Source organism: Prevotella sp. P3-92 (assembly GCF_002251205.1).
Classification (GTDB): Bacteria; Bacteroidota; Bacteroidia; order Bacteroidales; family Bacteroidaceae; genus Prevotella.
The window spans coordinates 54,220-72,957 of record NZ_NPJE01000024.1 but is presented as its reverse complement, the minus strand read 5'-3'; the positions used below and the strand labels follow the sequence as shown (position 1 = coordinate 72,957).

Below are 18,738 nucleotides of genomic sequence, written 5' to 3'. Positions count from 1 at the left end.
GAATTTTATCTGTCTCATTGTTGGACAGAACCCCTCTCGTAGATTTGCTCGGCAAAAGCGAACCTGCCGAGAAGTTACAAACTGTAAGAGAATTAAGTCTTAAATTTATTTAGTGGACACTAGTGATACCATATCAAAAAAACCAATCACCATTACTGACGCAAAATACGGCAACATTTTAGAAGAGGACATAATTGGTAATACTTCTAAATCATCTAATGCTCTGACATTACGAATAGATGAAAATGAAGATTCTAAGATTCTTTGTTATAATATTGTTGTTATTGATGTGAATTATAAAACGATTAGTTTTACCATAGCAGTACACGACATGCCTTTGGTTGTAGAAAAACCTGCTACTTGCACATCTGATGGATATAGGAAATACAAGTGCGCCTGTTGTAATGAAGAAAGAACGGAGACGCTTTATGCTCTTGGACACTCTTACGGCGAATGGCAAGAAATGGCAGGCGGACACATGCGCACTTGCTCTAACGACGCAAATCATAAACAATACAACATGGATGCCACCGGGGTGAATGCACTTGAGATTACGCTGACGGATGACACCAAGCTTTCTTATCCTTCCACCCTCTCACCAGTGGTAACTTTCAACGACTTGGATGTGGCTATAGGATTCGATACGGACAAGACATCGCTTGTGAACAAGGCGGACATCAAAGAATACAATCAGGTGTGGAGCCACAACAAGAATGGATATGCACAAAACAATGAGGACAATACTTACAGCCATCAATGTGACTATACCGACTGTGGTTATAAGCATGACGACTTGTTCGTGAGAAACGGAAAACAATATTATGTTGCCGAGAAAAAGAATGGCGTGATTAAGGTGGCCGACATGACACTCAACGACAGCGAGGGATATGACTGCGAGGCTGACATCACAGTAGGTAGCGTGTCGTACTCACGAGATATGAAAGACAACCAATGGGGTACGCTTTGTCTGCCGTTTGCCATTAATCCAAACGCTTACAGCGATTGCAGTTTCTATCAGCTTTCCAGCGTGGATAATGAAAAAAAAGAAATAGTGCTGAGAAGGATTGACAATCAAGAAATTGCCGCTGGCACACCGGTGCTTGTGCGTCGCAATGCAGCTGTCAGTGGCATCAGCATTTCAACTACAAATACGGCGATGAGCAATGCCATTCAGACAGGCATCACGGCTGGAGAATACTCATTGGTAGGCACACTGACAACCTCTAATGCCCTCTCCAACGACTGCTATGTCATCAACAACGACAAGTTCTGGAATGTGGGCGAACTAACCAACGGCGGTAAAAAAGTCAAGGTGGGCGCATTCCGCTCTTATCTCTTGGCAAACACAACGGCACCATCGGCACAGGCAAGAATGTTGAGCCTGTCCATCGGTGATGACGACACCACAGCCATCGACGTGCTTAATGCCGCTGATAACAGCGAAGCGGAGATTTACGACCTCAACGGTCATCGACTCCCTGACCTGCAAAAAGGCATTAACATCGTAAAGAGAGGAAACAAGACAACAAAAGTAATCATAAAATAAACGTAAAGATATGAAAAAGAAAGAGTATATCAAGCCGCAGATGACGGTATATGAGATAGCGTCGTCTCAACTGCTTGCAGCAAGCGGTAGCGCTAGAGAAAGTATTGGGTTTGGTTCGGGAGATGACTACGAACAAGACGAAGACGGCACTATTTGGGGACAATAAATCTAAAAAACATTTACTATTATGAAAATAAAGACAAAAAGCATCATAACCCTATGCCTCACGGCATGGGCATCCATGCCACTTTCTGCCCAAAGCTATTTGGGCAGTGTGGTTGATATTGAAGGCACATGGACAACCGCAAAAAACATAAAAGTGGAAGAAAACCAGGTGGTATTCACTGACCATAAAGATGTCACACATACAATAGCAAGCAACCATGGCGGCAGCACACCTGTCAAGGTAATCCACGATGTACTCTATTGTGAGAACGACGAGACGATGAATTCTGAATTGGTGAACAAGGCGGTGAAAACAGGTCAATTGACGCTGACAGGCACGCTGAACAACCATAATTGGTCTCTCCTGAATGAAGGGAAGTTGGACGGCATAACATCTGCGCACTTTCACAACGTAATTGGTGATGAAACATTCACCGCATTGAGCAATTTGAAATGCTCCACACTGTCATCTGTTACTTTTGAGGGTTGTTCATTTCCTAATGTTACCTCCCTTGAAAAACTTCTTTACGGGTCTGCAATCACCTCTTTTACATGGGGAGGAATGGATGTGAGCAACAATCTGAGTACATTGAAATCTATGTTTTACTCATGCAAATCCCTGCAAAGCGTATCGTTGAAGGGACTGAACACATCAAACGTAACCAACTTAAACGCTTTGTTCAGTGGTTGCTCAGCTTTGTCCAGCATCGATTTAAGCGGATGTGATTTTTCCAATGTTACTAATTGTAACGGTATGTTTCTTGACTGTGGAAATCTGCAGAGCATAGACTTAAGCAATCTGAATCTGAAAAATGTGACAACGAGCTATAACATGTTTTCACAATGTGCTAAATTAACCAACATAAACTTTACCGGATGTGACTTTAGTAAAGTAACGGATTCAAAGATTATGTTTCAAAACTGCCAAGTTTTGCAAACAGTGGACTTGAGCGGTGTTAAGTTAAGCAGTAAAAACTGCTATAAAATGTTTCAGTATTGTTATGATTTAAACTCTGTAAACCTGAGTGGATGCAACTTTAAAGAAGTGACTTCCTGTGTAGAAATGTTTGGTTATTGTAAAGCATTGAAAGAAATAGATTTGAGCGGTTGCAGTTTTAAATGCGCAGAGAATGCGTCATTGCAATACATGTTCAGAGAATGTTCTGCTTTGGAAACCGTTGACTTTAGCAACTGTGACCTTAGTAACGCGACCAATCACAAAACCTTGTTTGATAACTGCAAAGCATTGAAGACCATCAAGGCTGTAGGTTGCAATGAAGCCACAATAACTAAGCTAAAAGAAGCTAAAGGTAATTATGAATATCTCAGTGGAGTCGCTATAGTGACATCAGAATCTTCGTCCACAACCGAAGAATAACAGCTGCTTTACTCAGCAGAAATATCAAAGGGTGTATATGCCATAGATGAATGGTATATACACCCTTGCTTTTTGTCTATCTTTGTCCGGTTGGAGACTGGCAGGGACGGTGCTTGTCAGCAGTCCACGGCTCAACGGATGGGGCGTGAAGGAGATAAGGTTTGTGGAGACGGTGAAATGAGGTGTGAGATGTCACAGGGACAGGCCATTGACATCATGACTTTCAATTCTTATGTCACAGGGACAGGCCATTGACATCATGACTTTCAATCCTTACAGCTTACAGTATTACAGTTTTCGGAAAGGAAAAATAGGTTTCGCGAGGACTGTTCCTGTTTCTTGGACAACGCCAATTCACACCAAGCGTTACAATATAACAATATAACAGTTTCCAAAAACGATTTTTTGCGTTACAGTTGACAGTTGACAGTTTCCAAAAACGATTTTTTGCGTTACAGTTGACAGTTTCTGAAAACGAATTTTTTGCGTTACAAATAACAGATAACAGATAACAGTTTTGGGAAACGGTATTTTTGGGGTAGCCTGAAGGCTAGAAATCTTTTGTGGAAATCTTTTTTAAGATGTTGCTTCGCAAGAAATAATCTGTAATTCAGGGAGGTAGTAAACAAAATCTTTAACGAACATCTCGACTGAAAATGCGCTCGAATACCTCGCTTTTGGGGAGAATTTTATAATGGATCGCCTTACGGCTCGAATTTTTGGAGTAGCGAAGACAGAGTGAGAGCTCGCTTTCACTATGCTGAGTCACGACAAAAATAACCTATGGTGTAAATCTTAATGAAAATCTTGAGAATAATCTTTAACTAACATCCGTGTTCTCCGTGTGTTCCGTGGATTATTATCATCGGAATTTAGACGGAATTTATACGGATGGTTTGGGTTGCGCGAGCGCAAGATGTTTTGGAGTAGCGAAGACAGAGTGAGAGCTCGCTTTCACTATGCTGAGTCACGACAAAACAAACCATAGGTAAATCTTTGGGGGAAATCTTGTTTAAGAAGTTGCTTCGCAAGAAATAATCTGTAATTCAGGGAGGCAGTAAACAAAATCTTCAACAAAAATCCCTAACCAAAATGCGCTCTTCCTCAGGGTGTTGCCCTGGGCTAGGGAAACCATTGGGCTTTCAGCCCGTTTTTGCTTGTGTATCAAAATCTTTAGAAGAATCCTAACTGAAAATGCGCAACATTACGTTGCTCTGCTGGAGGGATTTATTGGGGATCGCCTTACGGCTCGAAATCTTAATGAAAATCTTGAGAAAAATCTTTAACGAAAATCTTTCTCCGTGTTCTCCGTGTGGTCCGTGGATTTTTTTAGTTGCCTACGGCAAGAAATCTTTGGAGGAAATCTTTAATAAAAATATGGCCTACGGCCAGAAATATATCATCGGAATTTAGACGGAATTAGACGGAAACAAAATCATTAACCTTTAACCTCTAACCTCTAACCTCTAACCTTTAACCTTTGACCTTTAACCTTTAACCTTTAACCTCTAACCTAAACACTGTTCCGTGGATTTTTATGGCGCAGCAATCTTAAATATAAAAAGAGAATCTGTTTAAAGGGACTGGTAGAGGGCTTCGTACTGACGGGCAACCTTCAGGTGGTCGTGGTGGCGATCTACATAGGTGATGCTTTCGCGCTTGAGACGTGGCAGACACTCAGGATGGAGCACCAACTGCTCAAGGGCATGGAAGACACTCTGCTCGGTCGGTTCAACGTTGATGATGGGACGCAACTCGTTCTCCTGGATAATCTCGTAGTTTTCGGGTTCGCCACCTCCTACAACGACAATGCCTTTGGACATGGCAAGGAGGGAATTCATGGATGGCGTATAGCTGTAGAGCTGGTCGAGGATGACATCGGAATTGTTCATCATCAACTGATATTCGGCATAAGGCACGGAGTATGCTGTGCGCAGTTCTACACGGTCGGGATAACGCTCAACGATGGCTTGTGCAGCACGCAACATGATGTCAGTCCCCTTGTAGGCACTACGCTTGCGGTCGATGCCGATGAACAGGCGCAGACGTGGATGAGACGGGATAGGGGGTGGCGTCTGACGCACGATGGGCAGGGGGATGAAATGGGTCTTGGCAGGATAGTGCAGTTGGTAGCACGCCATATACTCGTAGAGACATGCTACGATGGCGTCGCAGTCGTTGGCAATATGCCGGGTGAGTTTTTCGTGAGGGGTATTCACCCAGACGTCAAGAAGGTCTTGAGAGGCAGCATCGGTGCGCACCATATTGCCGAAGTTATGGTCACTATAGCGCAGCGGTTTCTCTTCGATGCAGGTTCTTGCCCATATCGAGTCCTCGCCAAAGGCTCCGAGAATCATCTTGCCGTTGTGGCGTCGCAGGAAGCGGTAGATAGGAAACAGGCGTTCGGGACGCAGATCGAAGCAGATGGGATTGATGAGCTGCACCACATCATAGCCTGTGAGTCGTGGAAGGATGCGCGTCCAGAGGTTGAGGAGGTAGCGCACTCCGTCGATGTGGGAGGGTGATTTTCTGATGACCGAGATGTCACGAGGATAGTTGCGCCATCCGTTGCCGTTGGAAACAACGGTCACCTCATGCCCCAGACTGCGCAACCCCTGACTGAGGTTGGCATGGAGTCCACTGTAGTCGTTGACGAGAAGAATGCGCATAGGAGATGGAATAGGGGATGAGACGGGTCAGTGACGGGGTAGGAGCGGCAGGGATGCGAGGAGCGCTCGTCGTCCGATGGCATTACCCACGAGGCGTCGGAACCACGTGTATTTCTTGGAATAAGGACGGTCGGGCAACGGGAAAAGTCCCTGTTGCCGGAGGGCGTCGATGGTGGCATCGAGCTTTTTTGCCGAGCGTGTCAGCATGATGGTGTTGTAGAGATAGTCCATGGTGAGCTGTGCGATGCGCCGTTCCATAGCAGGACGGTCGGCAGGCGACAGCTTATCGGTCAGCCGATAGAGTTGGGTGAGTACCGTCAGCGTATCGTCGAGGCGCTTGCTGATGGTGTCTTGGTCGCTGCTCCTGGTGATGGAGTCGTGGCGTGCCCGATAGTAGTAAGCCTTGTAGGGCGTGTTGAAGACGCGCTCTGCACGCAACAGCAGTTGCGGGGTGAATGCCTCGTCTTCGTGGTAGATGTTGGGCTCGAAGCGCAGGCTGCCGAGGATGCGGCGTGCGAAGAGGTATCCACATGCAGCAGCCCTGATATTGCTCTCGCGCATGAAATGACTGCCACTGACAGGAGAGACGGAGACAGGAGTGAAGGACGTCTCTGAGGTGTCGGAACAGCAGAACATCACGAGGTCGGCTTGCTGATAGCGCACGAGGTCAAGACACTGTTCGTAGGGTGGGGCGATGATGGCATCGTCGGCATCGACAAACTGGATGAAATAGCCGTGTGCCATGTCGATGCCCCGGTTGCGCGCCTGACTCAGTCCCATATTGCGTTGTCGCACATAGACGACCTCGTCGATGCAGTCGGTCAGAAAGCTGACGGGACTCACGTCCGATCCGTCGTCGATGATGATAATCTCGCGCTCGCTGTCGCCCAGCGATAATGCCAGGATGCTCTCGATACACGCATGAAGCATGTCAGCCGGTTCGTTGTGGTAAGTGATGATAAAACTGACCAATGGAGACCCTTGGCGGTTGTCGGTGGAAAACGTAGTATTCATGAGGTGAGACGGAGAATCAGAGGTAGATGATGGAGAAGAATGAGAGCACCCAGCCAACGATGCACGTCTGGATGAAATGGTCTTTCACCAGTACTTTGGTGGGACTGCCGCTACGCTGATAGACCAGCATGTTTTGCAGATAGCGCAACAGTCCTGCCAATACCCATACGTTGGTGAGATAGACGTAGGACGAACCGAAATGGCTCACCACGCTGTCGCTCATGGTGTAGATAATATAGCACACCATGGTGATGGTGCCCACGATGGTGACGGAGAGGTCGATAAACTGGGAATTGTAGCCCGCAATACTCTTGCGCGGCATGGTGCCCGTCTGCTCGTAGATGCGGTAATCGTCTTTGCGCTTGGCAAAGGCAAGGAAGAGTGCCAGGAGGAAGGTCATCATGACCAACCATCCCGATACGATGATGTCGGTGGCAAAACCACCTATCAGTACGCGTATGACAAAGCCCACGGCAATGATGGCCACATCGAGGATGGCGTACTTTTTGAGGCGGATGCAGTATGCCACGTTCATCAGCCAGTAGCCCACCAGCATGGCGCAGACCACGGGCAGGTGGTTGCAGTCGGAGAGACAGGCTGTGATCAGACTGGCTGCCAGTGTCAGCATCATGATGACGTAGCCCATAGCCACGCTCACCTTGCCGGCGGCAATGGGGCGGTGGCACTTCTTAGGGTGGAGGCGGTCGTTCTCCACGTCATGGATGTCGTTGAAACAGTAGATGCTGCTCGATACGAAGCAGAATGCAACAAACACCCACAGTGTCTGTAGGAAATAATGGCTGTTCAGCAGGTTGTTGCTGAAAAACAAAGGGGCGAAGACAAAGAAATTCTTCACCCACTGCAATGGCCGTAACAGAAGGACGGTATCTTTCATGGGCAATGGAAATCGTTTAACGGCGCTTGCGCTGACCGAAAAGGGTGTGGTAGCCGCGCAACAGTTTGCGCACAAGGAGGAAAGCGTCGAATGCCGTAACGGCATTGGAAATCAGCGCAGCAACAAGTTCGCCGCGCGTATTGGTCTTTTGGGGAGTGACAAGTTGGTGCCAATGACCGCTAATCTCGCTGCGCGCCTGAGCAAGTTCTTCAGCGAGTTGTTCGCGTCGTGCGCGAATGTCCTCCAAGGTCTGTGGAATACCCACCTGTTGTTGTTTGGTCTGCATAAGAATAAGTCCTCTCACATGGTTACTATTGTGGATCGTTGCTCATCAGGATGTTGGCAAGAAGCTTCACCAGTGGGCGCTCTATCCATGCCTTTCGGAAGATGAAAACGACCACGAGCAAGAGCAGATGAGCCAAACTGATCAGCATGAATGCCATGGTCATGCCTAACGATGCCGAAAGCCAGAATGCCACGGCGAAAGAGAAATAGAGGAGGATGGCAATGACCAGCAGAAAGCCAACGGCAGCCAAAGCGGCTACCGTCAGCAACTGTACCAGTTTGCCGACCACGTCAAATTTGATGCTCTCCTTCTGGAGGTTCAAATAGCGGATAACGGCTTGCACCAGTTGTCCGATGGTCTCTACATTCTTGTCGCTCGACAGCATTACTCGTTTACTTCAGGTGCTGCGTCAACAATATCGGCGGCAAGGTCAGACATCTCCTTGCGGCTGAGCTTGATATTATGCTTCTTCATGAAGTCATCTACCGCATCGGTAATCTTATCACGAGTGTCGGCTCCCTTTTCAGGGGCTAACAGCAGTCCTACTACGGCTCCGGCGAGAGCACCACCGAGGAATGCACCGAGAAATCCTAAATTCTTCATAGTCGTTTCGTTTTAAAGGGTTGATAATGTTTGTTGCTGCAAATATAGGCAATCTTTTTGAAAACATCGTGCTGTTTAGCCATATTTTTTCATAAAATAATGCGATTTGATACCATTTAACAAACTTTATGCACCTTTTCTCTTCAAGTTTGGACGATATTTTGTAATTTCGCAGATGATATTCAAAAAGCATTATAAAATTAAAACAAATAAAACAATGAAGAAACAAATTATCCTATGTGCAGGACTGTGTGCCGCAATGGCTTTCACAAGTTGTAAATCAGGCGACAGCGCCTACAAGCAGGCTTACATGAAAGCCAAGCAGCAAGAAGAACAGCAGCAACAGCAACAGCAGCAGCCCGCACAGGAAGAACCCGTTGTAGTGGCACCCGTAGAGACCAAACCTGCCAACGACACACAGGTGGTTGACAATACTGACAACGTGAACGTGCGTCAGGAGAATGTAACCCTCATCAGCGGAAACGAACTCAAGGCTTTCAGCGTAGTAGTAGGTTCGTTCTCACTTCAGGCCAACGCCGAAGGACTGCAGCAGCAGCTCCGCAATGCCGGCTATGATGCACGGATCGTGCGCAACACCCAGGGTGGCACCTTCCGCGTAGTGGCTACCACGTTTGATACGAAGGGTGAGGCAGTTGCAAGCCGCAACGAACTCCAGGGTAAGTATAACGGCGCTTGGTTGCTCTACAACAAATAAAAAGAACCACGGATAAAAAAGGGAAATTCTTAGCGTGAGAATACTCTCGATAGACTACGGAAAGAAAAGAACCGGACTCGCTGTTACCGATCCTCTGCAAATTATTGCAGGAGGATTGGCAACAGTAGCCACGGCAGAACTCTTCCAATACCTCAACGACTATATTGCACGCGAACCCGTGGAGCGCATTGTCATAGGAGAACCCAGACAGCCCAACGGACAGCCCAGCGAAAACCTGCAGCGCGTACAGCAGTTTGTGAACCGATGGAAAAAGGCACGACCCGATGTGCCCATCGAATTCTTCGACGAGCGCTTTACCTCCGTACTTGCCCATCAGGCCATGCTTGACGGAGGACTGAAGAAAAAGGCACGGCAAAACAAGGCGCTGGTGGATGAAATCAGTGCCACGATCATACTGCAGGACTATATGCGCGCACGGAAATCGTGACGACGAATAAAGCAACAAGAAATGATACTACCTATTTATATATATGGACAGCCGGTGTTGAGAAAGGTGGCACAGGATATTACTGCCGACTACCCAGAGCTCGATAAACTCATTGCCGACATGTGGGACACACTCGCAGAGAGCGAGGGCATCGGACTGGCTGCACCACAGATTGGAAAAGACATACGACTGGTGGTCATCGACCTTGATGTGATCAGCGATGACTTCCCTGAATACAAAGGATTCAGAAACGTGTTTATCAACGCACATATCGTGGAATACGATGAAAGCAAGACCGACACCTCGGAAGAAGGATGTCTATCGTTGCCCGGCATCCACGAGCGCGTGACCAGACCGACACGCATTCACGTGCAATGGCTCGACGAGAAAATGCAACCACACGACGAATGGGTGGAAGGATACCTTGCACGCGTGATGCAGCACGAATTTGACCACCTCGAAGGCAAGGTTTTCGTGGATCGCATCTCTCCACTCCGCAAACAACTCATCAAGAGTAAGATGAGAGCATTACTCCAAGGACGTGTGCGCTGCGGATACAAAACTAAAATGGCGGTGAGAAAATAATCACCGACCACAAAAGACATACAGGTGAAACAGGCTCCCGTAATAAGGTAAAGCAAAACGGATTGTAAACATGATGACAAGGGTAATTAAGACAACGACAACGGGCAGAGGTTTGAAGAAACTTCTGCTTGTTGCACTTATGATCCTGTCGTCAATGACCGGCAAGGCACAGTTTAATACCGACAGACTGCTCATGGTAGGACAGTCGGCACTCTACTATGAAGACTATGTGCTCTCCATACAGTATTTCAATCAGGTGATCTCGGCAAAACCGTATCTCTACGAACCATGGTTCTACAGAGGTCTGGCGAAATTCTATCTCGACGACTACCAAGGAGCTGAAAACGACTGTACCGAGGCACTTGACAGAAACCCGTTTGTGGTCAGCGTCTATGAACTCAGAGGACTCTGCCGCATCAGACAAGACAACTTTGCCGGAGCCGTGAAAGACTACGATAAAGCACTGAAATACGACCCGGAGAACCGAAATCTGTGGCACAACAGAGTGCTTTGTCATATTCAGCAGAAAGAGTATGATGTGGCACTGGCACAGATAGACACCATGCTCACCCGATGGAGCAAGAACGCGAAAGTCTATGCCATGCAGGCAGAGGTCTATATGCTCCAGAAAGACACCACAAAAGCTGTTGTCGCACTCGATAAAAGTATTGCTATCGACCCATACGACGGTTCGCTGTGGAGTCAGAAAGCCATCATCAGCATGGCACGGCATCAATGGAAAGAGAGCGACGAGTATCTCAGCAAAGCTATCCACCTCATGCCCAAACGAGTGGATTGCTATGTGAACCGAGCCATTGCCAGATTCAACCTCAATAACCTCAGGGGAACCATGGCAGACTATGATACTGCGCTCGACCTCGATCCCAACAACTTCCTCGCACACTACAACAGAGGACTCTTGAGGGCACAGGTGGGAGATGACAACCAAGCCATCCTCGACTTTGACTTCGTGCTCAACCTGGAGCCCAATAACCTCATGGCACTCTTCAACCGCGCACTCCTGCTGGAGAATACCGGAAATATCAGAGGTGCCATAAGGGACTATACGAAAATCATTGCGGAATTTCCAAACTTCTGGTTTGGACTGCAACACCGTGCCGACTGTTACAGAAAACTCGGTATGAGCAAACAGGCAGAGCTCGACGAATTCAGAATCTTCAAAGCACAGATGAACAAACGCTTGGGTATTCAGCCGAGACTCTCGAAAAAACAGATGAGAAAACGTAGCGACCTCGACATCGAGAAATACAACCAACTGGCTGTGGAAGATGTACAGGAGGTGGAACACGAATATCAAAGCGATTACCGGGGAAGGGTGCAAAACAGAAAGGCTTCGCTCGACTATCTTCCTATGTTTGTGCTCGCCATGCAGAAAGACGTAGAACGGATGAACGCAACAACTGCCTTCGACCAACGGGTGGATGACTTCAACAGAAACGAAGGCGGCACACGACAGCTTTATGTGACACGACAGTTGCGCACACTCGACGAGGCTGCCACAAACCGCTACTTCGCACTGATAGACTCGGTGGCTGACACGATCGACAAATGTCACGACGCAAAACAAAAAGCAGCACTCCTGCTGATAAGAGCCGTAGCCTATTCAGATACCCAGAATAATGAAGCAGCAATAGACGACCTTACGGCTGTTGTACAACTCGACTCCACACAGACACTCGCCTATTGGCAAAGAGCAGTCTGCCAGGCAAGACTCAACGCGTTTAATGCTTCGCAGGGTACAGATATCAGTATGAAGACTGCCAATGTGCTCTCCGACCTGAGTGAGGCTATTGAGAACAATCCCAGTGCAATCCTCTATTACAACCGAGGTAATGTCTATGTGCAGCGGAAAGATTATCTCCATGCCATAGAAGACTATTCGAAAGCCATAGAGATGGATTCACATCTGGCTGAAGCATACTACAACAGAGGAATAGCAAGGCTCGCGCTCAAACAGCAGGCACAGGCTGTGGCAGACCTCAGCAAGGCAGGAGAACTCGGACTCTATGCCGCCTACAGCATCATCAAACAGAATCGGAAGTAACAGATAATACCGTTTTTTTCAACGAATTGTTTGGTTATTCTGACACTTATTAGTAATTTTGCCACGTAAAAACGTTTTTTTTTATTATGGTAAAAAGAAGGTGGCATTGTAAGCCAGGCGTACAGCCGACAGAATTTGACAAGAAAATTATGCACTTGGAGAATCAAGGCGTATTGGTACCCACTCGCCAGCTTGTGAAGACTCCAGAACAAATAGAGGGAATCAGACGGTCGGGTGTGGTCAACACAGGAGTGCTCGACCTGATAGAAAAGGAAATACACGAAGGAATGTCAACGCTCGAAATAGATAAACTCTGTAGAGAATACTGCGAAGCACACGGAGCCATTCCTGCCTGTCTCAACTATGAAGGATTTCCCATGAGCGTTTGTACAAGCATCAACGAAGTGGTGTGTCACGGTATTCCGAAGGCAACAGATATCCTTGAAGAGGGAGACATCATCAACGTAGATTTTACCACCATCCTCGACGGATACTATGCCGACGCTTCAAGAATGTTTATCATTGGCGAAACAACTCCAGAAAAGAAACAACTCGTGGAGGTGACCAAAGAATGTCTCGAAATAGGCATGGAGGCCGCTAAACCATGGGGATTCGTTGGAGAAATAGGAAAAGCCATTGAGAAACATGCCAAAAAATACCACTATGGAGTGGTGAGAGACCTCTGTGGACACGGAGTGGGACTCAAATTCCACGAAGAACCGGAAGTGTGCCATTTCGCGCAGAAACATCCCGGAATGCTTCTCGTACCGGGAATGGTGTTCACCATCGAACCTATGATCAATATGGGAACATGGGAGGTCTTTATCGATGCTGACGACCCATACGGATGGGAAGTTATTACAGAAGATGAGAAACCGTCTGCACAGTGGGAACACACTCTGCTGATGACAGAACATGGAGTAGAAATACTGTCACACTAAACAATGGAAAATAAAGATATCTACATATTGGGAATTGAGTCAAGCTGCGACGATACATCTGCAGCTGTACTCAAAAACGGTGTGCTGCTCTCAAATGTAACAGCATCACAAGCCGTACACGAAGCATACGGCGGCGTAGTGCCGGAACTCGCATCAAGAGCACATCAGCAAAACGTGGTGCCTGTAGTGGATCAAGCCATAAAAAAGGCAGGAATCTCCAAGGAACAGCTTACTGCCGTGGCATTTACAAGAGGACCGGGACTCATGGGATCGCTGCTCGTCGGAGTGAGCTTTGCTAAAGGATTTGCAAGATCGCTCGGAATACCCCTTATCGACGTCAACCATCTGCAAGGTCACGTGATGGCTCACTTCATCAAAGAAAGTGATGATGACAATCAGCAACCGCCATTACCCTTCCTCTGCCTGCTCGTCAGCGGAGGTAATTCGCAAATTGTCAAGGTTAACGCCTATAACGACATGGAGGTGCTCGGACAAACCATCGACGATGCCGCAGGAGAAGCCATCGATAAATGTTCAAAGGTCATGGGACTCGGATACCCCGGAGGACCTATCATAGACCGACTGGCACGACAGGGAAATCCTAAAGCGTACAAGTTTGCCGAACCGCAAATCCCAGGTCTTAACTACAGCTTCTCCGGACTCAAGACTTCATTCCTCTATAATATGAGAAAATGGGTGGAAGAGGATCCCGATTTCATCGAACACCATCAAGAAGATATTGCCGCTTCACTCGAATTTACTATCGTCGATATCCTGATGAAGAAACTGAAGATGGCGGTCAAGCAGACAGGAATCAAACATGTGGCTGTGGCAGGAGGAGTCAGCGCAAACAATGGATTGCGAAACGCATTCCACGATCATGCCAAACGATACGGATGGACTATCTATATACCTAAATTCAGCTATACAACAGACAATGCTGCAATGATTGGTATTGTAGGATACTATAAATATCTGGACGGAGAGACGTGTCCCATCGATGCGCCTGCCTTCAGTAAAGTTACCTTTAAATAAAAAGAAAGAATATGGATTTTGAAAGTAAGATTATCAGTCGTGAAATCAGTCAGATACTCTGGGAATTGGAAAAAACCGTAGGAACTGCAGAAAGCTGTACCGGAGGAAGAATAGCAGAAGCCATGATCGCTACACCGGGAGCATCGAAATACTTCAAAGGTGGAGTGGTGTCGTATGTCGATGAAATCAAAGAAAGACTGCTGCATGTTGACGCACAAGTGCTCGAAGAACAAACTGCTGTCTGTGAAGAAGTTGCCAAACAAATGGTAAAGGGAGCATGTCAGACACTCAATACCAATTATGCCATTGCTGCAACAGGATTCGCTGGACCTACCGGAGGAACTAAAGAGATTCCCGTCGGCACGATCTGGCTCGCTTGTGGAGATATCGACAGACAGGTGACTTTCATGGTGCAGGAAGACCACGGAAGAGATATCAATCTGGCCATTGCAACCAACAAAGCCATGCAAATGTTTCTCGATTTTCTGAAAGATGAACAGACAAGGGTATAATGGCGTTAAAAAACGTTAATATTACACCGAAATATAAAGTAGGGTTCTTTGTTGTTTAGAAAATTTTGTAATTTTGCAACCTGTTTGGAGTAAGTTACAATTTAGGAACAAGTTAAAAGTAGATAGAAATGTCGAAGATTTGTCAGATTACAGGAAAGAAGGCACAGATTGGTAATAATGTGTCTCACTCAAAGCACCGCACAAAGCGTAGCTTTGACGTTAACCTGTTCAGCAAGAAATTCTACTATGTAGAGGAGGCTTGCTGGATTCAGTTGAAGATCAGTGCTGCTGGTCTGCGTATGATTAATAAAGTAGGTCTGGATGCTGCCTTGAAGCAAGCTGTTGCCAAAGGTTTCGTGGACTGGAAGGATATTAAAGTGATAGGAGACTAAACTATGGCAAGCAAGAAAAAAGGCGATCGTGTACAGGTAATCCTGGAGTGCACAGAAATGAAAGAGAGTGGACTGCCCGGAACAAGCCGTTACGTAACGACCAAGAACCGTAAGAACACTCCCGAGAGAATGGAACTCAAGAAGTATAACCCCATCCTGAAACGTATGACCGTTCATAAGGAGATTAAATAATTAAGCAATTAGACTATGGCAAAGAAAACCGTCGCTACCCTCCATGAAGGTTCAAAGGATGGTCGCGCTTATTCAAAGGTTATCAAGATGGTGAAGAGCCCTAAGACTGGTGCTTACATCTTCGATGAACAGATGGTTCCCAACGAGGAAGTAAAAGATTTCTTCAAGAACTAATAGATAAGAAATACATATTGAAAGAAGACTGGTATCATAAAGATATCAGTCTTTTTTTATCTTTTATACCATTCTATCTTGATTCTCTTGCTTTTTTTGTAATTTTGCAAGATAAGAAACAAACCATCTAACAATAAACTACCGATTATGAACAAAACTATTCAAGACATCATCGAAAGGAGAAGCGTAAAAAAGTATATGGCTAAAAGTGTTCCTGATGAACTCATAGAACAAATTGTCAAAGCTGGAACCTATGCTCCTTCGGGAATGAACAAACAAGCGGCTATCATACTGGCTGTGACTAACAAAGAAATGAGAGATAGGTTGAGCAGGATAAACCTCGATATCGTCATGGCAAGAAACATGAATACAACCAGCGGACATGCTGACCCGTTCTATGGAGCTCCTGTCGTTCTGGTGGTGCTTGCTAAAAAGGATGTGGCAACACGAGTATATGACGGTACTCTCGTCATGGAAAATATGATGATTGCAGCACAAAGTCTGGGATTGGGCTCCTGCTGGATTCATCGGGCTAAGGAGACCTTTGAGACGGAAGAGGGAAAACAAATCCTTCAGGAACTCGGAATAAAGGATGAATATGAGGGTATTGGAAATTGTATTGTGGGATATGCTGCGCCTGATGCTTTGAAACCACAGGTTGAACGTAAAAGCGATTATGTGGTATGGGTAAAATGAAAATTATGGCCACTATGGCGTGCACTACGATGTTGGTGGCTTGCAACCAGCAGAAGGGAATAGAACAACAGGTTGATGAACTCTACGGACGAATGTCGCAAGAGGAACGCCTCGCACAGTTGAGAAGTATCTATATGGATGACTTGTTTGATCAGAATGGTCAGCTGGATACGGCACAATGCCGGAAAATCATTCCTAACGGTATCGGACACTTCTCACAATATGCAAGTCAGAATCTTGAATCTGCTGATAACATCAGAAAAAAAGTTGTTGCCTTGCAGCAATGGATTATAAAGAACACACCGAACGGCATTCCTGCTTTGTTTCATGAAGAAGTGCTATCGGGAGTTAATACGCAAGATGCAACAATCTATCCGCAGCAAATCGGACAGGCTTGTTCCTTTAATACTGAATTGGCTGAACTGAAAACCAAACAGACTGCAAACGACTTGCGAAGGATGGGAGGCATTCTGTCACTGTCTCCTATGGTGGATGTGTGTAGAATACCGTCTTTCAACAGGCTTGAAGAATCCTATGGTGAAGATGCGTATCTCTCGGCCATGATGGGTACGGCATTTGCTAAAGGGTTGCAGATGGGTGACCTGAAGAAAGGAGTGGGAGTGTGCTCAAAGCATTATCTTGGATATGGTGGCGGAGGAGATGCTGACGAAAAGGTGATGATGGAAGAAATTCTATTGCCTCACGAGACGATGATCCGACTGGCGGGAAGTCAAGTCATCATGCCTGGATATCATGCAGTACACGGTACAAAATGTGTGGCTAACAGCGAAATCTTGAATGATATTCTAAGAGGATACCTTGGATTCAAAGGGATGGTGGTGAGCGACTATACCGCCATTGACCAGATTCCCAACCTTGACACTCCACTGGAAAAAGCGGTTGCTGCGATTAATGGGGGAAACGATGTTGATTTTCCAAAAGGCGACAACTATAAATATTTGCAAGAGGCAATTGAGAAAAAACTGGTGAAACCAGAAGTCGTGGAACGGGCTGTCAAGAATGTCATACGTTTCAAAATACAGGCAGGAATGATGGACGAGAATCGTTACCTCTATAGCGATGATGAAGTGGTGCTTGATTCGGAGGAAGAAAGAAAAACGGCATACGATATTGCCACACAGTCTGTTGTGTTGCTTGAAAACAATGGGGTGTTGCCTTTGAAAAATGTCAAAAGGGTTCTGCTGACAGGGCCTAATGCCAATTCTATGTGGGCGATGTGTGGAGACTATTCTTTCCCAAGCATGTTCTACTTCTGGAAAGGATGGCAGAAACAGTGGAGCGACAAGAATCTGCCGAAGATCGTGAAACTGAAGGAGGCTATGGAAACTCGTAAACCAGAAGGGGTTGACGTGGCTTATGCTCGGGGATGCGACTGGACGGAAGAGATAGAGACGAAATATGCAGAGACAGGTGACAAGCGTGCATGGGAATACCAGTTGTTGCACCGTAAGGTGGATTCTGGGGAGAAAGCTGATCAAAAAGTGGCGTTGGACATGGCTCGCGAAAGTGATGTGATTATCGCTGCGGTGGGTGAAAATGTAATGCTTTGCGGAGAAAACAGAGACAGACAAGGTTTACGCTTACCTGGTAAGCAAGAGGAATTTGTGGAAAAACTGCTGGCAACAGGAAAACCTGTTGTGCTCGTTGTCTTTGGAGGACGTGCACAGATTATCTCGAAAATCTCTAAGAGATGCGCTGCTGTCATACAAGCATGGTACCCTGGTGAAGAGGGTGGTCATGCGGTAGCAGACATCCTTTATGGTAGAATTTCGCCGTCTGCAAAATTGTCGGTGAGCTATCCCAACACGGAAATAGATGAACCAATCTGTTATAATGAGAAAATCGAACAGGATGAACGCATAGAATGGCCGTTTGGATACGGACTGTCTTATACGCAGTTCTCGTATGGAAATCTGAACATGGTTAAGGAGTGTCCTACTGATAACGATGCGGTGGAATTGACATTTACCTTGACTAATGCAGGAAAGATGAGAGCCGATGAGGTGGCGCAGATTTATCTCTCTCCAACAGACAAAAAGCAACAAATCCGACCGATACAATTGCAAGGATTTGCACGTGTGACGCTTGAGCCTGGAGAAACAAAAACTGTTGGGATTAAACTTTATACCGAGCAGTTTGGCTATTATTCGAACAATGGAAAGCGTCAATGGAATGTTGATCCTGGTAAATATGAAGTTAAGGTGGCTTCTTCTTCACAGGACATCAGACTGAAGCAAACTATAGTTCTTAAAGGTAAGAAAATAACCAAACCTTTACGAGAACACTATTTCTCTGTTGCGACGGTGAAGTAACGGCTATGGATTGATATGATTCCCGACTGTCATAACGCGTTTTGGCTCAGCGCATAAGAGAATGTTATAAGTAAAATGGTTGAGCGAAACGCAT

At 46.3% G+C, this 18,738-nt stretch carries 22 protein-coding genes; 16 read left to right on the top strand and 6 right to left on the bottom strand.

Annotated features, from left to right (window positions below; all coding sequences use genetic code 11):
- Window positions 1-289: 289 nt before the first annotated feature.
- The 4 genes from CIK93_RS04230 to CIK93_RS13400 all read left to right on the top strand — a co-directional run bounded on the left by CIK93_RS04230 (window position 290) and on the right by CIK93_RS13400 (window position 3,344).
- Window positions 290-1,546, top strand: a complete 1,257-nt coding sequence (locus CIK93_RS04230; RefSeq protein WP_144007580.1) for a hypothetical protein — start codon at window positions 290-292, stop codon at window positions 1,544-1,546.
- A gap of 10 nt (window positions 1,547-1,556) precedes the next feature.
- Window positions 1,557-1,712 carry a hypothetical protein gene (locus tag CIK93_RS13600; RefSeq protein ID WP_158215468.1) on the top strand — a complete coding sequence of 52 codons (156 nt, stop codon included), beginning with the start codon at window positions 1,557-1,559 and terminating at the stop codon, window positions 1,710-1,712.
- Between the two features lie 21 nt (window positions 1,713-1,733).
- Window positions 1,734-3,089 (top strand): BspA family leucine-rich repeat surface protein, encoded by a 1,356-nt coding sequence (locus tag CIK93_RS04225; RefSeq protein ID WP_094446672.1) that lies wholly within the window; start codon window positions 1,734-1,736, stop codon window positions 3,087-3,089.
- Window positions 3,090-3,161: 72 nt separating this feature from the next.
- Entirely contained in the window at window positions 3,162-3,344 is a 183-nt protein-coding gene (locus tag CIK93_RS13400; RefSeq protein ID WP_144007581.1) for a hypothetical protein, read from the top strand.
- A 1,319-nt stretch (window positions 3,345-4,663) separates the two neighbouring features.
- On the opposite strand, the gene CIK93_RS04215 is transcribed toward CIK93_RS13400, so the two are convergent.
- From CIK93_RS04215 to CIK93_RS04190, 6 genes are read right to left on the bottom strand one after another with little or no spacing between them, the layout of a single operon-like run.
- Window positions 4,664-5,758, bottom strand: coding sequence for a glycosyltransferase (locus tag CIK93_RS04215; protein ID WP_094440030.1), 1,095 nt, complete (start codon window positions 5,756-5,758; stop codon window positions 4,664-4,666).
- A 27-nt stretch (window positions 5,759-5,785) separates the two neighbouring features.
- Complete coding sequence (locus CIK93_RS04210) at window positions 5,786-6,772, bottom strand: glycosyltransferase (protein ID WP_094446670.1); 987 nt, start codon at window positions 6,770-6,772, stop codon at window positions 5,786-5,788.
- A 16-nt stretch (window positions 6,773-6,788) separates the two neighbouring features.
- The gene (locus tag CIK93_RS04205) at window positions 6,789-7,667 is read right to left on the bottom strand and encodes a UbiA prenyltransferase family protein (protein WP_173815112.1); all 879 of its coding nucleotides are present in this window, start codon (window positions 7,665-7,667) and stop codon (window positions 6,789-6,791) included.
- A gap of 16 nt (window positions 7,668-7,683) precedes the next feature.
- On the bottom strand, window positions 7,684-7,953 hold the full coding sequence (locus CIK93_RS04200; RefSeq protein ID WP_094391812.1) for a hypothetical protein: 270 nt from the start codon (window positions 7,951-7,953) through the stop codon (window positions 7,684-7,686).
- Between the two features lie 25 nt (window positions 7,954-7,978).
- Window positions 7,979-8,338 (bottom strand): hypothetical protein, encoded by a 360-nt coding sequence (locus CIK93_RS04195; RefSeq protein WP_094391811.1) that lies wholly within the window; start codon window positions 8,336-8,338, stop codon window positions 7,979-7,981.
- Entirely contained in the window at window positions 8,338-8,556 is a 219-nt protein-coding gene (locus CIK93_RS04190) for a YtxH domain-containing protein (protein WP_094391810.1), read from the bottom strand. The genes CIK93_RS04195 and CIK93_RS04190 overlap by 1 nt, the downstream gene beginning before the upstream one ends.
- Window positions 8,557-8,773: 217 nt before the next feature.
- Between CIK93_RS04190 and CIK93_RS04185 the strand changes: the two genes are divergently transcribed.
- From CIK93_RS04185 to CIK93_RS04130, 12 genes are all read left to right on the top strand, one after another.
- Window positions 8,774-9,271, top strand: a complete 498-nt coding sequence (locus CIK93_RS04185; protein ID WP_094446678.1) for an SPOR domain-containing protein — start codon at window positions 8,774-8,776, stop codon at window positions 9,269-9,271.
- A 34-nt stretch (window positions 9,272-9,305) separates the two neighbouring features.
- On the top strand, window positions 9,306-9,719 hold the full coding sequence (gene ruvX, locus CIK93_RS04180) for a Holliday junction resolvase RuvX (RefSeq protein WP_094391809.1): 414 nt from the start codon (window positions 9,306-9,308) through the stop codon (window positions 9,717-9,719).
- 21 nt (window positions 9,720-9,740) lie between these two features.
- Window positions 9,741-10,304 carry a peptide deformylase gene (def, locus tag CIK93_RS04175; RefSeq protein ID WP_094446669.1) on the top strand — a complete coding sequence of 188 codons (564 nt, stop codon included), beginning with the start codon at window positions 9,741-9,743 and terminating at the stop codon, window positions 10,302-10,304.
- Window positions 10,305-10,374: 70 nt separating this feature from the next.
- A complete protein-coding gene (locus CIK93_RS04170) occupies window positions 10,375-12,369 on the top strand; it encodes a tetratricopeptide repeat protein (protein WP_254046732.1) in 1,995 nt (664 codons plus the stop codon).
- An 86-nt stretch (window positions 12,370-12,455) separates the two neighbouring features.
- Entirely contained in the window at window positions 12,456-13,310 is an 855-nt protein-coding gene (map, locus tag CIK93_RS04165; protein WP_094391807.1) for a type I methionyl aminopeptidase, read from the top strand.
- A 3-nt stretch (window positions 13,311-13,313) separates the two neighbouring features.
- The gene (gene tsaD / locus CIK93_RS04160) at window positions 13,314-14,345 is read left to right on the top strand and encodes a tRNA (adenosine(37)-N6)-threonylcarbamoyltransferase complex transferase subunit TsaD (RefSeq protein WP_094433954.1); all 1,032 of its coding nucleotides are present in this window, start codon (window positions 13,314-13,316) and stop codon (window positions 14,343-14,345) included.
- Window positions 14,346-14,356: 11 nt separating this feature from the next.
- Window positions 14,357-14,857, top strand: a complete 501-nt coding sequence (locus CIK93_RS04155; RefSeq protein WP_094391805.1) for a CinA family protein — start codon at window positions 14,357-14,359, stop codon at window positions 14,855-14,857.
- 128 nt (window positions 14,858-14,985) lie between these two features.
- Window positions 14,986-15,249 carry a 50S ribosomal protein L28 gene (gene rpmB / locus CIK93_RS04150; RefSeq protein WP_072289873.1) on the top strand — a complete coding sequence of 88 codons (264 nt, stop codon included), beginning with the start codon at window positions 14,986-14,988 and terminating at the stop codon, window positions 15,247-15,249.
- Window positions 15,250-15,252: 3 nt separating this feature from the next.
- Complete coding sequence (gene rpmG / locus CIK93_RS04145; protein WP_094391804.1) at window positions 15,253-15,441, top strand: 50S ribosomal protein L33; 189 nt, start codon at window positions 15,253-15,255, stop codon at window positions 15,439-15,441.
- 15 nt (window positions 15,442-15,456) lie between these two features.
- Entirely contained in the window at window positions 15,457-15,615 is a 159-nt protein-coding gene (locus CIK93_RS04140) for a DUF4295 domain-containing protein (protein ID WP_094391803.1), read from the top strand.
- A 147-nt stretch (window positions 15,616-15,762) separates the two neighbouring features.
- Window positions 15,763-16,311 (top strand): nitroreductase, encoded by a 549-nt coding sequence (locus CIK93_RS04135; RefSeq protein WP_094391802.1) that lies wholly within the window; start codon window positions 15,763-15,765, stop codon window positions 16,309-16,311.
- A complete protein-coding gene (locus CIK93_RS04130; protein WP_094446668.1) occupies window positions 16,299-18,644 on the top strand; it encodes a glycoside hydrolase family 3 C-terminal domain-containing protein in 2,346 nt (781 codons plus the stop codon). The genes CIK93_RS04135 and CIK93_RS04130 overlap by 13 nt, the downstream gene beginning before the upstream one ends.
- Window positions 18,645-18,738 lie beyond the last annotated feature (94 nt).